The 15,863-nt window shown below is 43.4% G+C and carries 18 protein-coding genes; 8 read left to right on the forward strand and 10 right to left on the reverse strand.

The genetic code is table 11. The features are described 5' to 3' along the window. Positions 1-22 precede the first annotated feature (22 nt). Together JOC54_RS19275 and JOC54_RS19280 are read left to right on the forward strand one after the other, a co-directional pair. The gene (locus JOC54_RS19275) at positions 23-475 is read left to right on the forward strand and encodes a PH domain-containing protein (RefSeq protein ID WP_204468416.1); all 453 of its coding nucleotides are present in this window, start codon (positions 23-25) and stop codon (positions 473-475) included. A 10-nt stretch (positions 476-485) separates the two neighbouring features. Further along, positions 486-842, forward strand: coding sequence for a YwqH-like family protein (locus JOC54_RS19280; protein ID WP_204468418.1), 357 nt, complete (start codon positions 486-488; stop codon positions 840-842). A gap of 54 nt (positions 843-896) precedes the next feature. On the opposite strand, the gene JOC54_RS19285 is transcribed toward JOC54_RS19280, so the two are convergent. Genes JOC54_RS19285 through JOC54_RS19295 form a run of 3 tightly spaced genes read right to left on the reverse strand, consistent with a single transcriptional unit; the run spans position 897 to position 4,460 of the window. Next, the gene (locus JOC54_RS19285; RefSeq protein WP_204468420.1) at positions 897-2,573 is read right to left on the reverse strand and encodes an acyl-CoA dehydrogenase family protein; all 1,677 of its coding nucleotides are present in this window, start codon (positions 2,571-2,573) and stop codon (positions 897-899) included. Further along, positions 2,570-4,075: a class I adenylate-forming enzyme family protein gene (locus tag JOC54_RS19290; protein ID WP_204468422.1), complete on the reverse strand. Its 1,506-nt coding sequence runs from the start codon at positions 4,073-4,075 to the stop codon at positions 2,570-2,572. Before JOC54_RS19290 ends, JOC54_RS19285 begins: the two co-directional genes overlap by 4 nt. Then, positions 4,068-4,460, reverse strand: coding sequence for a MerR family transcriptional regulator (locus JOC54_RS19295; protein ID WP_204468424.1), 393 nt, complete (start codon positions 4,458-4,460; stop codon positions 4,068-4,070). The genes JOC54_RS19290 and JOC54_RS19295 overlap by 8 nt, the downstream gene beginning before the upstream one ends. A gap of 157 nt (positions 4,461-4,617) precedes the next feature. Between JOC54_RS19295 and JOC54_RS19300 the strand changes: the two genes are divergently transcribed. Together JOC54_RS19300 and JOC54_RS19305 are read left to right on the forward strand one after the other, a co-directional pair. Next, positions 4,618-4,887 carry a hypothetical protein gene (locus JOC54_RS19300; protein WP_204468426.1) on the forward strand — a complete coding sequence of 90 codons (270 nt, stop codon included), beginning with the start codon at positions 4,618-4,620 and terminating at the stop codon, positions 4,885-4,887. A 26-nt stretch (positions 4,888-4,913) separates the two neighbouring features. Further along, a complete protein-coding gene (locus JOC54_RS19305; protein WP_204468428.1) occupies positions 4,914-5,555 on the forward strand; it encodes an HD domain-containing protein in 642 nt (213 codons plus the stop codon). Positions 5,556-5,593: 38 nt separating this feature from the next. Here JOC54_RS19305 and JOC54_RS19310 read toward each other — a convergent pair whose 3' ends face one another. Genes JOC54_RS19310 through kduI form a run of 7 tightly spaced genes read right to left on the reverse strand, consistent with a single transcriptional unit; the run spans position 5,594 to position 12,055 of the window. After that, positions 5,594-6,349: an SDR family oxidoreductase gene (locus JOC54_RS19310; RefSeq protein WP_204468430.1), complete on the reverse strand. Its 756-nt coding sequence runs from the start codon at positions 6,347-6,349 to the stop codon at positions 5,594-5,596. Continuing rightward, positions 6,349-7,362: a zinc-dependent alcohol dehydrogenase gene (locus tag JOC54_RS19315; RefSeq protein WP_204468432.1), complete on the reverse strand. Its 1,014-nt coding sequence runs from the start codon at positions 7,360-7,362 to the stop codon at positions 6,349-6,351. Before JOC54_RS19315 ends, JOC54_RS19310 begins: the two co-directional genes overlap by 1 nt. A 33-nt stretch (positions 7,363-7,395) precedes the next feature. Continuing rightward, positions 7,396-8,703, reverse strand: coding sequence for a TRAP transporter large permease (locus tag JOC54_RS19320; RefSeq protein ID WP_204468435.1), 1,308 nt, complete (start codon positions 8,701-8,703; stop codon positions 7,396-7,398). Positions 8,704-8,718: 15 nt separating this feature from the next. Beyond that, positions 8,719-9,192, reverse strand: a complete 474-nt coding sequence (locus JOC54_RS19325) for a TRAP transporter small permease (protein ID WP_204468437.1) — start codon at positions 9,190-9,192, stop codon at positions 8,719-8,721. A gap of 11 nt (positions 9,193-9,203) precedes the next feature. Beyond that, complete coding sequence (locus tag JOC54_RS19330; RefSeq protein WP_035420224.1) at positions 9,204-10,223, reverse strand: TRAP transporter substrate-binding protein; 1,020 nt, start codon at positions 10,221-10,223, stop codon at positions 9,204-9,206. A 16-nt stretch (positions 10,224-10,239) separates the two neighbouring features. After that, complete coding sequence (locus tag JOC54_RS19335) at positions 10,240-11,205, reverse strand: C-terminal binding protein (RefSeq protein ID WP_204468439.1); 966 nt, start codon at positions 11,203-11,205, stop codon at positions 10,240-10,242. A 19-nt stretch (positions 11,206-11,224) separates the two neighbouring features. Then, a complete protein-coding gene (gene kduI / locus JOC54_RS19340) occupies positions 11,225-12,055 on the reverse strand; it encodes a 5-dehydro-4-deoxy-D-glucuronate isomerase (protein ID WP_239586840.1) in 831 nt (276 codons plus the stop codon). Between the two features lie 185 nt (positions 12,056-12,240). Here kduI and JOC54_RS19345 point away from each other — a divergent pair, with 185 nt between their 5' ends. From JOC54_RS19345 to JOC54_RS19360, 4 genes are all read left to right on the forward strand, one after another. Beyond that, positions 12,241-13,017, forward strand: coding sequence for an IclR family transcriptional regulator (locus JOC54_RS19345; protein ID WP_204468441.1), 777 nt, complete (start codon positions 12,241-12,243; stop codon positions 13,015-13,017). A gap of 112 nt (positions 13,018-13,129) precedes the next feature. Then, positions 13,130-13,738 carry a bifunctional 4-hydroxy-2-oxoglutarate aldolase/2-dehydro-3-deoxy-phosphogluconate aldolase gene (locus JOC54_RS19350; RefSeq protein ID WP_204468443.1) on the forward strand — a complete coding sequence of 203 codons (609 nt, stop codon included), beginning with the start codon at positions 13,130-13,132 and terminating at the stop codon, positions 13,736-13,738. A 407-nt stretch (positions 13,739-14,145) separates the two neighbouring features. Then, complete coding sequence (locus tag JOC54_RS19355) at positions 14,146-14,394, forward strand: hypothetical protein (protein ID WP_204468445.1); 249 nt, start codon at positions 14,146-14,148, stop codon at positions 14,392-14,394. Positions 14,395-15,045: 651 nt separating this feature from the next. Beyond that, positions 15,046-15,849 (forward strand): sulfite exporter TauE/SafE family protein, encoded by an 804-nt coding sequence (locus tag JOC54_RS19360; protein WP_204468448.1) that lies wholly within the window; start codon positions 15,046-15,048, stop codon positions 15,847-15,849. The last annotated feature ends 14 nt before the right edge of the window (positions 15,850-15,863 follow it).

Here is a 15,863-nt window from a genome sequence, read left to right on the forward strand (position 1 = left end):
ATATAGGAGGGAAAACATCTAAATGAGTGTATATAAAACAACAAGAGACAAAAAAGTAATAACGGGCTACAGCAGTTTAGTGCTTGGACTAACTGCGATTATGGTAATTTTCATACTAATGGATGATTCGATTGGGCGTCTGTTGTTTTTTGGTTTTTTATTTATTGTCGGAATGATTTATTTTGTATCAGGTATGGTGTTTATCTCATATGAGTTCAAAGAAGTGGGGTTGCTTGCTCAAGCAGGCTTTATTAGGAGGGTTTTTCCCTATGAAAGCATAACAGCAATTGAGCCAATGGGTAGTCCTTTCTCTGGCAATGAGCGAATTCTCGGTTCTTCGCAAGGATTTACGATTAAACATACGGGTCCAAAAGGGGAAGTGAAAATTTCTCCCGAGCGTATGGAAGAATTTAAACGTGAATTAGTGAAACATGCACCTCAGTTAGAAGAGCGCATGGAAGCAGAGATAAGATAGGAGGGAGTCTGTGTCGGTTGAGATCATGCGAGATCGCATTCAGTCAACAGAAAACTTTATTGAATCAGCGAATGATAAAATCAATCGTTTACGAGCATGCCGAGCTCGTTTAATTGGTCAAGAAATAACGATGGGGAATGCCAAACACAAATTTAAAGAACCTGAGCTAACAAAAGAAACGTGGTACGGCAAACATGCAAATGAATTTGATGAGGAACGAGAGGCTGAAGTTGTCAATTCCTATAATGATCTTCTAAACGAAGTAGGGGAAACGATCGAAAAAGCAACTAGAGAGATTCAGTCAACGCAAGATGTGATTAGCCATCAGAATCGCCTGCTAAGCGACTACAAAATTGGACTCGAATGAGCGATAGAACGAGAAAAAGAAGGGTAGAAACGACGCCCCTTCTTTTTTTGTTCGTCATAATACTCGCTCTGCGAATTCAAGCGATTTTGGTTGTTTGCCAAAAGAGTTAGCCTTCCACGTATCTTCGATGTAGATCTCTGCAAGGTCGGCATATTTCCCACCGTGTTTCTCAGCCCATTCAAGCGCCACGATGCTTTCGTAGACGTGAGCGAGTTTTTGCATGAGTGGTTTGGCTTCTACCTGTTGGATTAGCGCGTCTGCGTTTGCGTATTGATGCAGCTGGTGCGCGATGATTGTGAGCTGTTCACGCACAATTGTAACGCCTGTTGCGCTTTTCAATGACGCTAATCTAGACTCCATTTCCGCAATAAAGAGCTCATGAGCTGAGAATTTGTTTATGAGCCTGATCAATTCTTGCCCGAGCACATTCGCCGTGCCTTCCCAAACAGTCAGAACTTGCGCATCGCGTAACAGTCTTGGCGTGACAAAATCTTCAATATAGCCGTTCCCTCCATGCATCTCAATCGCTTCATGACTAAAGTGAATCGCCATCTCGGCTGATTCTTTTTTCAAAATGGCAATGTAAAGACGATGGAGAATGATTTCGTTTTCTGAGGCTTCTCCTGCTGCGACTTTATCATACAGATGAATCAGATCAAATACTGCGGCTACCTCAATTTCTAGTTTTGCCTTCAATCCAGCAAGCGTCTGCCGAATCATTGGCAGTTGGAGCAGGCTTTGCCCAAATGCATGGCGGGCTTCTGCATAGTGGCGGGCTTCCTCATAAGCGCGTCTCATGATACCGATGGAAGCGACGGCGTTGCAAATACGCGACAAATTGAGGGCTTCCATCATGTAGTAAAAACCTCGGGTTTCATCGCCGACAACATAGGCGACTGAACCTTCAAACTCGACCTCTCCAGAAGGAACCGAGCGGACGCCGAGCTTATCTTTAAGGCGTCTTATGCGAAGCTTGTTTCGTTTGCCGTCTTCACCATTCCAAGGCACAGCAAACAGCGTAAGTCCTTTTGTTCCAGCTGGAGCGCCTTCCCGTCGTGCCAGCACCATCGCAACTCCGCATCTCCCCGCATTTGAGGCGAAATACTTTTCTCCATATAGTCTGTAATGATCACCTTCGTGAACAGCGGCTACCACGTTTGCGCCAACATCTGAACCGCCTTGTCTCTCCGTTAAAAAGGTTGCCCCCTCAAATAAATCTGTATCACCCGTTGCACACACATGTGGCAAGAACCTTTGCTTCACTTCATCATTCGCATAGTTGTCGAGCAAGTAAGCCGTCGCCATCGTTAACGTGACCGGACAATAAAAGCCCGGGTCGGTTTGCGAGACCAGATACCCTAACGCAAAGCTGTATAGGTAGTTTCCTTTTTGGTTTAGTTTAGGAATGTCCTTATGAACGTAGCCAACCATTCCAGTTTGATACGATTCGGAGACCGTCTTCTCATAGCCTTCATTCACCCAAACTTCTGATATTTCTTCTCCAAATTGATTGTAGCGCTGTAAGCGAGGCTGGCCATCACGATCCGTGTATTTCGCACGCGCGTCAATGTCGGTAGCGCATTTTTTTCCGTATAAAGTGAACTGTTCGATTGCATAGTGATAGAAGTCGAGCGGGAGCTTCTCTTTTAAGATCATCAGCAGTGTGTCATCATCAGTAAAAAAATTCGCCTTGTAGCCGTTTATGCGAAGTGGTTTTTGCAAGACATTCATGCTTCTTTCACTCCTTCTTTTAAAGCGCGTTTTAAAATTTTGCCCGAGGCGTTACGAGGGAGCTGCTTCACTTGTTCAAAGATGCGCGGAATTTTATAAGCGGCGAGGTGGAGCTGGAGAAACTGTTTAATTGCTTCCACATCAATGGTTTCGGGAGCGGCAAAGTAGGCCGTGACTGTTTCACCCCATTCAGGGTGGGGTGTTCCGATAACTGCCGCTTCTTGAATGCTGTCATAGCTCACAAGCACGTCTTCAATTTCTTTTGGATAAATGTTGACGCCGCCGGAAATAATGACGTCGCGTTTCCGATCCACAACATAGATGTAACCGTCCTGATCACGTCTTGCTAAATCACCGGTTTTAAGCCACTCACCAATAAAAGCCGCTTTTGTTGCTTGCTCATTTCTGTAATAGCCGACCATATTGCCTTCTCCAGCTAAGACAATCTCACCAATTTCCCCTATTGGCACATCGTCACCATCGTTTGTGACAATTCGTAGTTCTGTATGAAGCGGGGCGCGCTTGCCGATACTGCCGGTTTTTTCGCCATGTTCTTCGGGTAATAGAATTGATCCACTCGGACCAGCTTCGGTTAAGCCATAAACGCATGTAAGCCGCTTCGTATTTAACTTCTGCTCAATAAAGTCAATTTGATCTTTCGCAAGGGGAGCACCACCGTACACCCACCAGTTCATTGAAGACAGGTCATATTCTGAAAGGGAAGGATGGTTTGCGGTCATTAAATAAGCGACCGGGGCACCAAAGAAGTGCGTCGTCTTTTGTTTAGAAACCGCTTCCAAAAGTTGGTCAGGTGAAAAGGTTGGCGTGATGACGATAGTCGATCCGGTGATGATACCCGCCATTAAAAACAAATGAAGCGGAGCAGAGTGGGTAAGAGGCATCATAATGAGCAGCTTGCTTTCTGGTTTCACTTCCAGCTCGACCGCAATCATTTGCGCAACGGTTAAGATGTTGCGATAGCTGAATAACACACCTTTCGGGTCTCCGGTTGTGCCAGATGTATAAAGGATGGTGCTCAGGTCATCTTCGGTTAAGGGGATGTGAATGTCTGCATGACTTGCTTCCGCAATGAGCGTCTCAAAGTGTTTCCAGTCAGAGGATGGAGAACCTGTTTTAATTTTAAGAGGAACGTTTGAAACACTAGCAACTACTGGGAATAGAGCATCGTCAACGATGATACAGCTAGGTTCAGCATGATTGATGACGTGCTGTACTTCTTCAAGCGTAAACTTGGCATTGATCGGCACAACAATTGCCCCAATCCGTTGAACAGCAAAATAACTACTTATAAAAGCTGGTGTGTTCGGGATAAACAAACAAACACGGTCGCCTTGTTTAATGCTGAGATTGAGAAGGGCATTCGCTAAGCCATTCACTTCTGTCTCAAGCTGCGCATACGTGTATGCACGAAGGGGGCTGTGAATTGCCATGGTATTCGGGTATTTACGAGCGTTACGGCTAACGAATTGAGCACTATTCATCGTCATTCTCCTTTTGAGTCAAGTTTTCTAGTTTTTGCGCAAACGAATCTCTAAGATGGAGAAGCTCTTGTTTCATTTCCGTTAGTTCTGCGATTTTTTCGTCAATTTGTTTCAGTCGTTGGTCGCCGTAGCGTATTGTTCGTTCCAACTGAGCGGCGCCAGAGCGATCTCGATCAAACAACAACACCATTTCTTTAATTTCTTCGAGTGAGAAGCCATAGCGTTTTCCGCGAAAAATCAGCTTCAACTTGGCGTATTCTTTTTTTGAGTAAAGCCGCTGATTTCCTTCTGTGCGCTGAGAGGTAATTAATCCAAGTTCTTCATAGTACCGAATCGTCCGCGTTGTTACATCAAAGTCAGCCGCAATTTTGCTGATGGTGTTCAATCGATGTCACCTCCTGAATGATTTAAGTATATCGTTGACGTTAACGTTAAGTTCAAGGGGAGAAATGTAAACTTTTCATAGGAAATACGATTTTTGAAAAGGGTAGAACGGTTTCTTTCTCATTTACTTGGGTAATCAATAAATAGAGGTGTTTCGGATGAGAAGAATAAAGGTAATTATTATTATATCGAGCATTGTTTTTCTGATTGCAACGATCATTAACCTCTTTTTCTCCTTAAGAGAGGGCGAGTCTAACCAAGTCTATTCTATTGTATCTGATTTCTTTCTAGCTGCCCTGTTTATAGGAACAATCGTTTTTGCATGTATTCGCAACCATAAAAATGATAATCGAATGATGTTAGCAATTATGTGTTTATTGCCTATCTATTTTATCATCAGCGGAATAGTCGGTATAATGAGATTGTAAGCATCCTTATGGTTGGTAGGTGGGATATGTACTTAAAGGACCGATATGAGGCGGAACGATTACTAGAGTGGGCAAGCAAAGAAAATCCGGGCAGATGGGTCGATCATTCGAGGTTTGTGGCTAAAGCAGCGGAACGAATGGCTCAAGCTTTGGTGGAGAACGGCTATGAGATTGATCCAGAAATCGCATACATAGCAGGTATATTGCATGATATTGGCCGATACAAAGGCTTCTCTCCATCTGTTATTCATTCCTATGATGGCTATCTCTTATTAAAAAAGCTGGGATACGTCGGCAATGCCACTATTTGCGTGACGCATTCCTTTCCAATTGGGACAGAGTTAATTGAGGCGGTTAATGGCTGGGATCAGGTACCGGAATGGATGCAACGTGAATTGATTAACATCTTGAAACAAATAGACTGGACGATGTATGACAAAGTGCTTACGCTCAGTGATGCAATTGCGGATACGAATGGATTTACGATTATCGAAAGACGGCTTGTATCCGTTGCCATCCGCAATGGTACCTCCGTTCATGTGCCTACACATTGGCGCGGCTTCTTTCAGATTAAACAAGAGATTGAAGCGATCATTGGCTGTTCTGTTTATCAGTTGTTTCCTGGAATTGAGTCATCGATTTATGAGCAGATTTCGCTGGAGAATTGAATGAAGAAGACCGCTCCCCGAGGAGCGGTCTTTGTTGCTTAGCGGCCGAGCCAACCTCCATCGACGGCCAGTGTAAAGCCGTGCACGTAATCGGAGGCGGGTGAGGCAAGGAAAACAACCGCCCCTTGAATATCTTGTGGACGCCCCCAGCGGTCAGCGGGAATGCGTTCTAAGATTTGTTTGCTGCGGGCTTGGTCTTCAATTAAGGCTGTATTCATATCGGTTTCCATATAGCCAGGAGCGATACAGTTAACATTAACACCGTTTTTTGCCCATTCATTCGCCAATGATTTTGTAAACTGCATGACGGCTCCTTTACTTGCCGCATAGGCAGGTACGGTTAGACCACCTTGAAATGAGAGGAGGGAGGCGAGGTTAATGATTTTGCCACTCCCTCGTTTAATCATTCGTTTGCCCACTTCTTGACAGAGAAAAAAGACGGCGTTGGCATTAATGTTCATCACAATGTCCCACTCTTTTCTCGGAAATTCAGTTGATGGATAGCGTGCTTGGACTCCAGCATTGTTAACAAAAATATCAATGGGTCCGACGTCAGATTCAATTTGGTCAATCAGCTCTGGATAAAGATGATCATCTTCTAGCTGAAAGGCGATGCTTGTTCCAGTCACACCGTAAGCACGCAATTCTGATTGAAAATGCGGCTGTTTTTCGCGAGAGAGGATGACGACATTGGCGCCTGCTTGTGCGAGACCCAGAGCGATGTCTTTACCAAGGCCTCTGCTTCCACCTGTGACAACGGCTGTTTTTCCGCTTAAATCGAATAATGGATTCATCAGACAGTCTCCTCTGTGAAGTCAAAAACGACTTTGACAGCATCAGATGGTGTTGTTAGTAGCTTGAAGCCATCAGCTGCTTGCTCAGGTTTTAACGTATGAGTGATTATTGCATCATAGTCACTTTGTTTAGTCATTAAGAGATTGATTGCGATCTTGAAGTCTTTGGGAGTATAGACGCGAACAAACCGCATTGTCAGTTCCTTAAACATGCCTTTCAACAAATTCACCTCTGCTGGCTGTTTGTATCCAGCGATGATAACGATTGTGCCGCGATTTTTTACATTATCAAATACGCTTTCAAGTACAGCGGGATGACCGGCACAATCAAAAACGACGTCGTAGCCTGCTCCATTTGTTTTTTGTTTGATAAAAGAGGAAACAGATTCGATTGCTGGGTTAATAGCTATAAAGCCTAGTTCCTTTGCTTTTTCAATTCGGTTCATGTTTGTTTCTACGATAACAATATCGGTTGCACCCGATGCTTGGAGCGTAAGTGCCAAACATAAGCCGATCGTTCCAGCACCGAAGATGATCACGCTGTCACCGGGCTTGTATCCAGCCTGTCGAATCGCATGAACCGTCACCGCTACAGGCTCTGTTAACGCACCGAGACGGAGGGACATGGTTTCAGGTAAGGGCACCACATTCTCAGCGGGAACATCTACATATGTTGCCATCCCACCATCGCAATCAATTCCGATCAGTTCGAGCGTTTCACAGACGTGAGGGTAGCCGGATAGGCATGATGAGCAGCTACCACAGGAGAGTAAGGGATTGACAGTTACGGTTGTTCCATTTTTTAAGGTAGGATGATTCGCTTCAATAGTTCCTGAAAATTCATGCCCCATCGTTAATCCCGGTTTAGCCCGGGGATGTGTGCCGGCAAAGATATTTAAGTCTGTTCCACAAATGCCAGCATAGGCCACGCGGAGACGGACATTGTTTCCCTGTATCAATTCTTTTTCTTTAAGAGAGACAACCTGTGCGTGTTCGTAAACGATTGATTTCATTTTTTCCACTCCTATTCAATCTCATTTAATCCGTTAATTAAATAAACCAAGCAATTCTGGTACGATCAGCGTAATTTGCGGTACGAAGGTGACGAGCAGTAAAACAAGAACAGTGACGATAAAGAACGGCATGAGCGGTTTTATGACTTGTTCAAGCTTTAAGCCGGCAACACGTGAACCTATAAATAATACAGGTCCCATTGGTGGTGTAATCGTACCGATACTTAAATTGAAGACAATCATGATTCCGAAGTGAATGGGATCAATGCCATAGCTTTGAGCAATTGGCCAAAAAATTGGTGTGAAGATGAGGATAGCTGGTGTCGGATCGAGAAACGTTCCAATCAGTAAAAGCACAAGATTCATAATAAGTAAAATGATAATGATATTGTCGGTGAAGCCAAATAATGAACTGGCAAGTAATGCAGGTATGTTTGTAAACGCCATTACCCACGACATAACCATGGAAACGCCGATCAAGAAAAGGACGATGACGGTCGTGCGTGTTGCTGTCAATAAGATGTCCGGCATATGCTTAAACTGAATGGTTCGCATGGAAAGCGAGAGTAGAAGGGAGTAAATGACGGCGATTGCCGAACCTTCTGTTGCTGTGAAAACGCCTCCAACAATCCCACCAATAACAATGACGATTAACAGCAAACTGGGTATAGCCTTCGCTAGAATAATTCCTGCTTGCTTGAGCGTAACACGTTCGGAGCGGGGCATCTGCTTCCGTCGTGCCATAAAAAAGATAACGGCCATACAAGCTAGTCCCCATAAAATGCCCGGCAAATAACCGGCAATAAAGAGAGCGGCAATCGATGTTCCTCCACTAGCAAGGGAATAGACAATTAATGTGTTACTTGGTGGAATAATCATTCCAGCTGGTGCTGAGCCAATGTTAACGGCTGCGCTAAACTCGCGTTTGTACCCCTCTTTTTCTTGAAGTGGTCCCATCGTTTGACCGACCGCTGCGGCAGAGGCAACGGCAGAGCCGCTAATGGAACCAAACAGCATATTGGCGACAACATTGGTATGGGCAAGTGATCCGGGCATGCGGCCACTAATGACTTTTGCCAAATTAATTAATCGTAGGGCCATACCACCATTATTCATAATGACGCCAGCAAGGACAAAGAACGGAATCGCAAGCAACGTAAAGGAATTCATACCGGTAAACATTCGCTGTGCAGATAAAATAAGCCCTTCGTTAAAGCCGATAATTGAAATAAGCGCAATGACGGAACCAAATCCAACACTAATGCTAATTGGAACGCCGATCACGAGCAATACAGCAATAACAATAAACAAAATCAGGGCAGCCTGTAGTGCAAGTTCCATTTCATACACCCCCCATTACGTGCGTTTTTCTTTCGATAATGTGTACATGTTTGCGAGACTGTAAAGGACAATAAATAAACCGCTTAAAGGAACTGCGCTATAAAGAAAACCAATTGAAACGCCAAGAGATGCTGATGTTTGTGACCAAGTCATGAGCACAAGCTGGATACCGCCAATAAGCATAACAATGAGCGCGAAGAGTAATGTGACAAGCTCGCTGAATAGATTTAAGCGATACTGTGTGGCCTTAGAGAACTTTTCTTTTAAAAACTCAATCGCCATATGGCCTTTTTCGCCAAAAACGAAGGCGCTTCCAAATAAAGCGAGCCAAACAAAGCAGTATTTGGCGAGTTCTTCTGAAAACGAGCTCGGTGCGTTAAAAAAATAACGGGAAGCGACTTGCCAAGTTACAAGTAAAACAAGGAAAGCAAATAAGATTATGCAGAACGTGCTAAGTAATTTGTTTAATAACGTACGAATGGTTGTCATAACTATCACCTCTATCGATAGGGAAGTGCCGCGCTTTGAACATCTTCGTAAAGCTTTTGTGATTCTGGCGTTTTGAGCATGTTTTCTATAACTGGAGAAACCGCTTCTTGAAAGGCATCAATGTCTACTTCATTAAAACGAGCACCAGCAGCGACGGCTGTATCAATGGCTTGTTCCACTTCGGAGTCGAACAAGTCAACTTGATGGTCTATCGCCAATTGAATTTCTTCCATAAAAATCGCTTGATGCTCGTCCGACATAGAATTAATTAAATTGGTACTGCCAATGATGTAATCTGGTACCATTAAATGCCGGGTATAAGAATAGTAGGGAGCAATTTCAGCATGGCTTAAATTAGAGTAGATGAGCTCGTTGTTTTCCCCACCATCGAGTACGCCCGACTGAATCGCTGTATACACTTCACCTTGACCCATTGGGGTGCCAGCTCCGCCCATTCGCTGCATCATTTGAATGTTTGTATCGCTGTCGATAATCCGAATTTTCATGCCGTTTAAATCAGCGGGCGTTTCAATCGGACCGCTTGTGTTATAGACATTTCTAACGCCACCGTGAAATGCACCAAGCACCTTCATGCCTCCATCCTCAACGGAAGAATAAAGATCGGCAACAATGTCTTGATTCTGCAAAACATCCATTTGATGCTCTTTGGAATAAAATACGTAAGGCAGGTTAAACACGGCAAATTCGTCAACGAAGTTCTCCATTAAGCTTCCAACAATGACAGCCATGTCAATTGCGCCGACTTGTACCATTTCAATCGATTCACGCTGGGCGCCGAGCAATTCACTAGGATAGATGACAATCTCGTAAGCTCCGTCTGTACGCTCATTAAAGCGCTTACCCATTTCTTCAAGCGCAATAAACTGTGGATTGCTTTCAGGCTGATTGAACGATACACGGATGATTGTTGCATCGGTTTCAGGAATATCGACTTGACCAACGGATGATTCTTCAGCGGAACAGCCTGCCAACATCAGCAGGCATGTTCCAATAAGAAGAAAACGCTTCATATTAAGTTCACTCCTCTTATTGCGGATCGTTTACTAAGTAATGAACAGAATCGCCTTCGAGGAAACGAACCGCTTCCTGTGCGACCTTTTGCTTTAATTCAATTGCTGCTTGTTCGGAATACCAAGCCATGTGTGGTGTGCACAGAGACTGATCACAGTGGAGCAATGGATGATCATGAGGAACAGGTTCTTGCTCAAATACATCAAGGGCAGCACCAGCAATCTCTTTTTGCTGTAAGGCTTCAACGAGAGCCGTTTCATCCACGATTCCACCACGAGAAACATTAATTAAATAGGCGGTTTGTTTCATTAGCGCTAACTCCGCTTGCCCAATTAAGTGATAGGCACGATCAAGAGGGCAGTGTATCGAGACAACGTCTGCATGAGCAAGTAGTTCATCAAGACTTGTCTGTTCTACAAATGGAGGAATCGTTTTTGTCTTGTTGTCCGCAAATTTCGGATCATAAACGAGCACACGGCAACCTAAAGCATGTACTTTCTCGGCAAAAGCAGTGCCAATGCGACCAAGACCGATTACACCAATCGTCTGCTGCTGGTGACGAAACAGGGGAACGGCGTCTTGATAATTCCATTCACCTGCCTTTACACGTAGCGTCATCTGATGAACGCCTCGAGTGAAGGCAAGCATGAGCGCCAGTGCGTGATCGGCAACTTCTTGTGTACCGTAATCTGGAACGTTGCAGACGTGAACTCCAGCGGCATTTGCTGCAGCTAAGTCCACATTGTTTACACCTACCCCGTACCGAACAACGAGTTTTACCGTCGGCAACGCTTTCAAGACTCGGTCTGTAATCGGTGCATATTGATTAATTAAGACCGTTGCACCGGCACATTCATGAATTAAATCCTCTTCGGTCTTGCATTGTTTTAGTAGAAAGGAGAGGTTTCGCTCATTAAAAATGTCTTTTTCATGTTGAATATGTTCATGGTCACAGTCTGTAATAATGACGGTTGCAGTCATTTTCTCACTCCTTTATGCGTTAGCGTAGTTGTTGCATGGGGACGAAATCCATATCATCAAAGTCTTGGTTCTCCCCACACATGCCCCAGATAAATGTGTAGTTAGCAGTGCCCGTTCCTGAATGTATCGACCAACTCGGTGACAACACCGCTTGTTCGTTACGAACAACAAGGTGGCGCGTTTCCTCTGGTTGTCCCATTAGATGAAATACGTTGGTATCCTCTGCCATATTAAAGTAAAAATAAACTTCCATGCGTCGCTCATGAGTATGACTTGGCATTGTATTCCAACCGCTTCCTTGAGCAAGTTCAGTCATTCCCATAGTTAGCTGACAGGTGGGGAGCACATCTGGATGGATGTACTGATTAATGACGCGTTCGTTCATTGATTCTTTTGTGCCAAGGGCACGCTTTTGCGCTTGTTCTTTCGTTATGACTCTTGTTTCATACGTATGGTGAGCAGGACAGCTGTTTATGTAGAATTTGGCTGGGTTGTTGCTGTCAACAGATTCGAAAGAAACGTCTTTCGCACCTTTGCCGATGTACAAAGCTTCTTCCTGTCCAACCTCAAATGTTGAACCATCAACATGGACATAACCGGCTCCTCCTATATTGATCGTTCCTAGTTCTCTTCGTTCGAGAAAGTAGGTAGCAGATAAAGAATCGCCAGCAGGTAATTGAAGGGCTGATTCAATTGGCATCACACCACCATAAATAATACGATCAACGTGACTATACGTTATGTTCCATTCTCCAGAAATGAAGACCTTTTCCATTAAAAACTGATCACGTAGCTTATTCGTTGTGTACAAACGGACATCTTCGGGATGATGAGGGTAAAGTGTTTTCATATAAGACAACTCCTTTTGTTTCATAATGTGGAACTGTGTTTCATTTAATTCACAAGTATGATTATAAGCGCTTTCATAAATAAAGCAAGCCTTTTTTAAAGAATTCAGGCGATCATTTACAAACTAAAAGCTTTCACTTAATATGAGGAAGACGATAAACGACTACTGTGAAGGGTGAACCAACCATGTCTACTGTACAATCTGTGACACGAGCACTATCCATCCTCAATGTGCTAGCTGAGCACCCGAATGGAATAAAGATAACCAGTCTTGCTAAAGAACTGGATTTATCGAAAGCAACGGTTCATCGCCTATTGACAACGTTAATTACCGAGAACTTTGTGAGACAAGATCCAGATACAGAACGATACAAGATGGGCTATCAAATTGTATCGCTGGCAACCCATTTTTTAAGCAATAGTGAAATGATCGAAATCGCTAAGCCTCATCTCAAGCAGCTGTCGATTGATATAAACGAAACCGTACATCTTTGTATCGAAGATCAAGGACAGGTTTTATATATAGACAAAATTGAAAGCACGCAACCCATCGCCCTCTATTCACGGATTGGAACACGGGCACCAATGTACTGCACGGCAGTGGGAAAAGTGCTTTTATCGGGCATGCCAGATGAGCGCTATGAGAAAATCGTTGCTGAAACAACGTTTGAAAAAATTACGTCACATACGCTACTTTCGCCCGAACTACTTGAACGGGAAATGAAGCAGGTAAAAGAAGAGCAGTTTGCGATTGATGAGCAAGAAATTACAGAAGGCGTTCGCTGTGTAGCGTTACCACTCTTTAATTTTAAAGGGGATATCGTTGCCAGTTTTAGCGTAGCCGGTCCGATTAATCGCGTAACAAAGCAATTTATTCATGAAACGTTGATTGAAAAAATGAAACAGACGTCAGCCACAATTTCCCGTGAGTTAGGCTTTGATAGAAAAAACCAGCAGAAGTGAGAATCGCTTCGTTGCTGGTTTTTTTGTGCAAAAAAGATTGCGTAAACAAATAGACTCTTTTATGATATCAATGAAACTAATTTCCGTATTGTGGAACAATGGGGATTTCTACATGTCAACCATAATAGAACGATCAAAAGTGGTCGCCGTACTACGAAACGTCGATAACACGCTTTTTGACCAAAGTATTGCGACGCTAGTGAAACACGGCATTACTACGCTAGAAATTACGTTAGATGATCCAGATGCACCAAGTAAAATAAAAAAAATTGTTGATACATATGGGGATCAGGTTACGGTTGGAGCAGGTACAGTTATTGAGACAGAACAGGTTCAGCTTGCCCGTGAGTCAGGGGTTGCTTTTATCGTCTCGCCACACTTCGATAGGGATGTAGTTAATGCTGCAAAAGCGCATGATTTAGCCGTAATACCTGGTGTGTTTACACCAACTGAGATCATAACCGCATTAAAGGCTGGAGTCGATGCAGTAAAAGTGTTTCCTGCTACAACGCTTGGTGAACGTTTCTTTAAGGATCTAGCAGGGCCTTTTAAGCAGCTGCCTATTATGGCAACAGGAGGCATGACAAATAAAAATGCCAAAGCCTATTTAGAAGCAGGTGTTCAATCCGTTGGTATCGGTAGCTGGCTCGTTTGGCAGAATACGGAGTCGCTTACAGACTATGATCGGCGAATCGGTACATTTATGAAGACGTTAACTTAATCACCAAGAAGTAGCACAGCTTACCCCACCTTGCATAAGATACTATTGATCGCGTTGCAGGTTGCTATTATTTATGAAAAAGAGCCAATGGAAAGATAGGAACATATAATGAAGAGACGAACGGTCCACTTTTGGATTGATCGTCTGTTCGTTTTTCATCTAAAGTAGCGTAAGGAGAACCCGAGACTCCTATGGCACAGCAAGAGTCTTAAGTCTTTGTCGTGGTGGTATTTCAACATGAAAGGTTGAGGAAGCGCCCATGGAAAGCGAGGGATTCTCCTGTAGCGGAATTGTAACGGTGTTCGTGATTTAAGAAGAACTCAACGTTTTTTCACAGCGTTTTATTTTCTTTAGGGATGGTCACAGCCTCATTTTATGATAAGCTCAACTGAGGGGGGGAGAGCGTTATGAAGCGACTGATACATACATGGCCATACTTTTGTTTTCTTTCAATTATCGCGTTACTAGCAGGACTTACTTTTGAATCAATTTGGTTAGACATCTTGTTTGCGTTTGCTTCAGTGCTTTTCTTTTTCTTGCTGTCTTTAGAGGTGATCTGGAGTGGAAAGAAAAGAGGCGTTTTGATTATCACGAGTGTGCTAATTCCGGTCTTGCTTTTTGCGGGTGTAAGGAATGTGCTGTTACTATTCAATTAAAAATTAACAGATGATTTCTTCATGGCTCACTTTAGAAAAAGGAGTCATTAATGTATGGATCGAATTTTTGTTTCGAAGTACGAAATAGGGGTATGTATAGGTATCGTGCTGATCCAGTATGAAGTTGGATTGGCTTTTTATCGTGAGGTGAAAGAATTTGAATATTAATCTGTTAATACATGCCTGTATTGCTAGCTTCGTCTGGCTAGTACTATTGATCGCTACTTCCTTTTCATTTGCAAATCTGATGAGCGCAACTCTTGTATCTCTATTACTTTATTGCATGCTCCATTTGCTGACATTAAAAAAAGCAGCAACCAAAATAAAGAGGACCGCTTAATTTCCAGCAAAGAAGCATGTCTTACACTTATGACGTGCTTCTTTGCTGTGATAAAATAACTTCAGGATGCGGAGTGAGAAGAGAACAACAACTCTAAAAGGAAAAGCGTTCGCGTTCCATTGTCGATTGGGTTAGCTCTTTTATTGTTGGAGGTCCCTATCCATACTCGTAACTGGCTCTTGCTAAAGATGTAATCACTAATCTCCTAGAAAGAACCGTTTGAATTACTACCATAATGATTGTTGTTTTTATGATAAACTAGTTAAGTTGTGAACACAGTTTAGGCAGCTAAAGAACGAAAGGTGATTGCAGTGGAAGTTACGATTATGCTTTTTTCGTTGATCGGGATACTGATAGGCATTTTTTCTAGTTTATTTGGGTTTGGTGGGGGATTGGTCGTTGTTCCCGTTTTATTTGCGTTTTTGCCGGATACGATTCCGAGCAATTACCTGATGCATACAGCCATTGGGACGTCACTCGCTGTGATGATTATTAACTCACTTAATTCAACCTACAATCATGCGAAAAAAGGAAATGTTCAGTGGCCGATTTTTAAGCGGCTTGCAGGCTATATTGCAATTGGTTCTTTGATTGGCGGCATTGTGGCGATTTACCTTAATTCAAATTTTCTGCGGTTTGCATTTATTGCGCTGCTTGTATACGTCTTACTAAGTAGTTTAATAAAAAAAACATTTACGATGGATGTCGAAGACCGTGTTTATCAAAATCCAACGCATAAATCGGCGACTTTCGTTGGAATCATTATTGGCTTTATCTCAACTTTACTCGGTGTTGGCGGAAGTACGATGACGATTCCATACTTACGTAATCGCGGGATGCGAATGCTGCATGCTGTTGCGTTAGCGACACCGCTTGGTTTGCCAATTGCCATTGTTGGCACAATCTCTTTTTTAGTAACGGGGCTAGCGGTAGAGACGATGCCTTCTTCAACCGTCGGATTTATTTACATACCGGCGCTAATTGGCTTTACGATTGGTGGTTTTATCGGGGTGCCGATTGGCAGAGCCTTTGCGCAAAATTTGCCTGATAAACTGTATTCTAAAATCTATTTGCTGTTGCTACTGATTGTTATTATGACAATGATCATTGGCTAAAAAAAGCATCACTC

Origin of the sequence: Shouchella xiaoxiensis, from assembly GCF_016907895.1 — a bacterium.
Lineage (GTDB): Bacteria > Bacillota > Bacilli > Bacillales > Bacillaceae_D > Shouchella > Shouchella xiaoxiensis.

What these genes read in the sequence shown, in the direction of transcription:
- JOC54_RS19275 (WP_204468416.1), top strand. Translation starts at nt 23, where the DNA reads ATGAGTGTATATAAAACAACAAGAGACAAAAAAGTAATAACGGGCTAC.
- JOC54_RS19285 (WP_204468420.1), bottom strand. Translation starts at nt 2,573, where the DNA reads ATGAATGTCTTGCAAAAACCACTTCGCATAAACGGCTACAAGGCGAAT.
- JOC54_RS19290 (WP_204468422.1), bottom strand. Translation starts at nt 4,075, where the DNA reads ATGAATAGTGCTCAATTCGTTAGCCGTAACGCTCGTAAATACCCGAAT.
- JOC54_RS19300 (WP_204468426.1), top strand. Translation starts at nt 4,618, where the DNA reads ATGAGAAGAATAAAGGTAATTATTATTATATCGAGCATTGTTTTTCTG.
- JOC54_RS19305 (WP_204468428.1), top strand. Translation starts at nt 4,914, where the DNA reads ATGTACTTAAAGGACCGATATGAGGCGGAACGATTACTAGAGTGGGCA.
- JOC54_RS19310 (WP_204468430.1), bottom strand. Translation starts at nt 6,349, where the DNA reads ATGAATCCATTATTCGATTTAAGCGGAAAAACAGCCGTTGTCACAGGT.
- JOC54_RS19315 (WP_204468432.1), bottom strand. Translation starts at nt 7,362, where the DNA reads ATGAAATCAATCGTTTACGAACACGCACAGGTTGTCTCTCTTAAAGAA.
- JOC54_RS19320 (WP_204468435.1), bottom strand. Translation starts at nt 8,703, where the DNA reads ATGGAACTTGCACTACAGGCTGCCCTGATTTTGTTTATTGTTATTGCT.
- JOC54_RS19325 (WP_204468437.1), bottom strand. Translation starts at nt 9,192, where the DNA reads ATGACAACCATTCGTACGTTATTAAACAAATTACTTAGCACGTTCTGC.
- JOC54_RS19330 (WP_035420224.1), bottom strand. Translation starts at nt 10,223, where the DNA reads ATGAAGCGTTTTCTTCTTATTGGAACATGCCTGCTGATGTTGGCAGGC.
- JOC54_RS19335 (WP_204468439.1), bottom strand. Translation starts at nt 11,205, where the DNA reads ATGACTGCAACCGTCATTATTACAGACTGTGACCATGAACATATTCAA.
- kduI (WP_239586840.1), bottom strand. Translation starts at nt 12,055, where the DNA reads ATGAAAACACTTTACCCTCATCATCCCGAAGATGTCCGTTTGTACACA.
- JOC54_RS19345 (WP_204468441.1), top strand. Translation starts at nt 12,241, where the DNA reads ATGTCTACTGTACAATCTGTGACACGAGCACTATCCATCCTCAATGTG.
- JOC54_RS19350 (WP_204468443.1), top strand. Translation starts at nt 13,130, where the DNA reads ATGTCAACCATAATAGAACGATCAAAAGTGGTCGCCGTACTACGAAAC.
- JOC54_RS19355 (WP_204468445.1), top strand. Translation starts at nt 14,146, where the DNA reads ATGAAGCGACTGATACATACATGGCCATACTTTTGTTTTCTTTCAATT.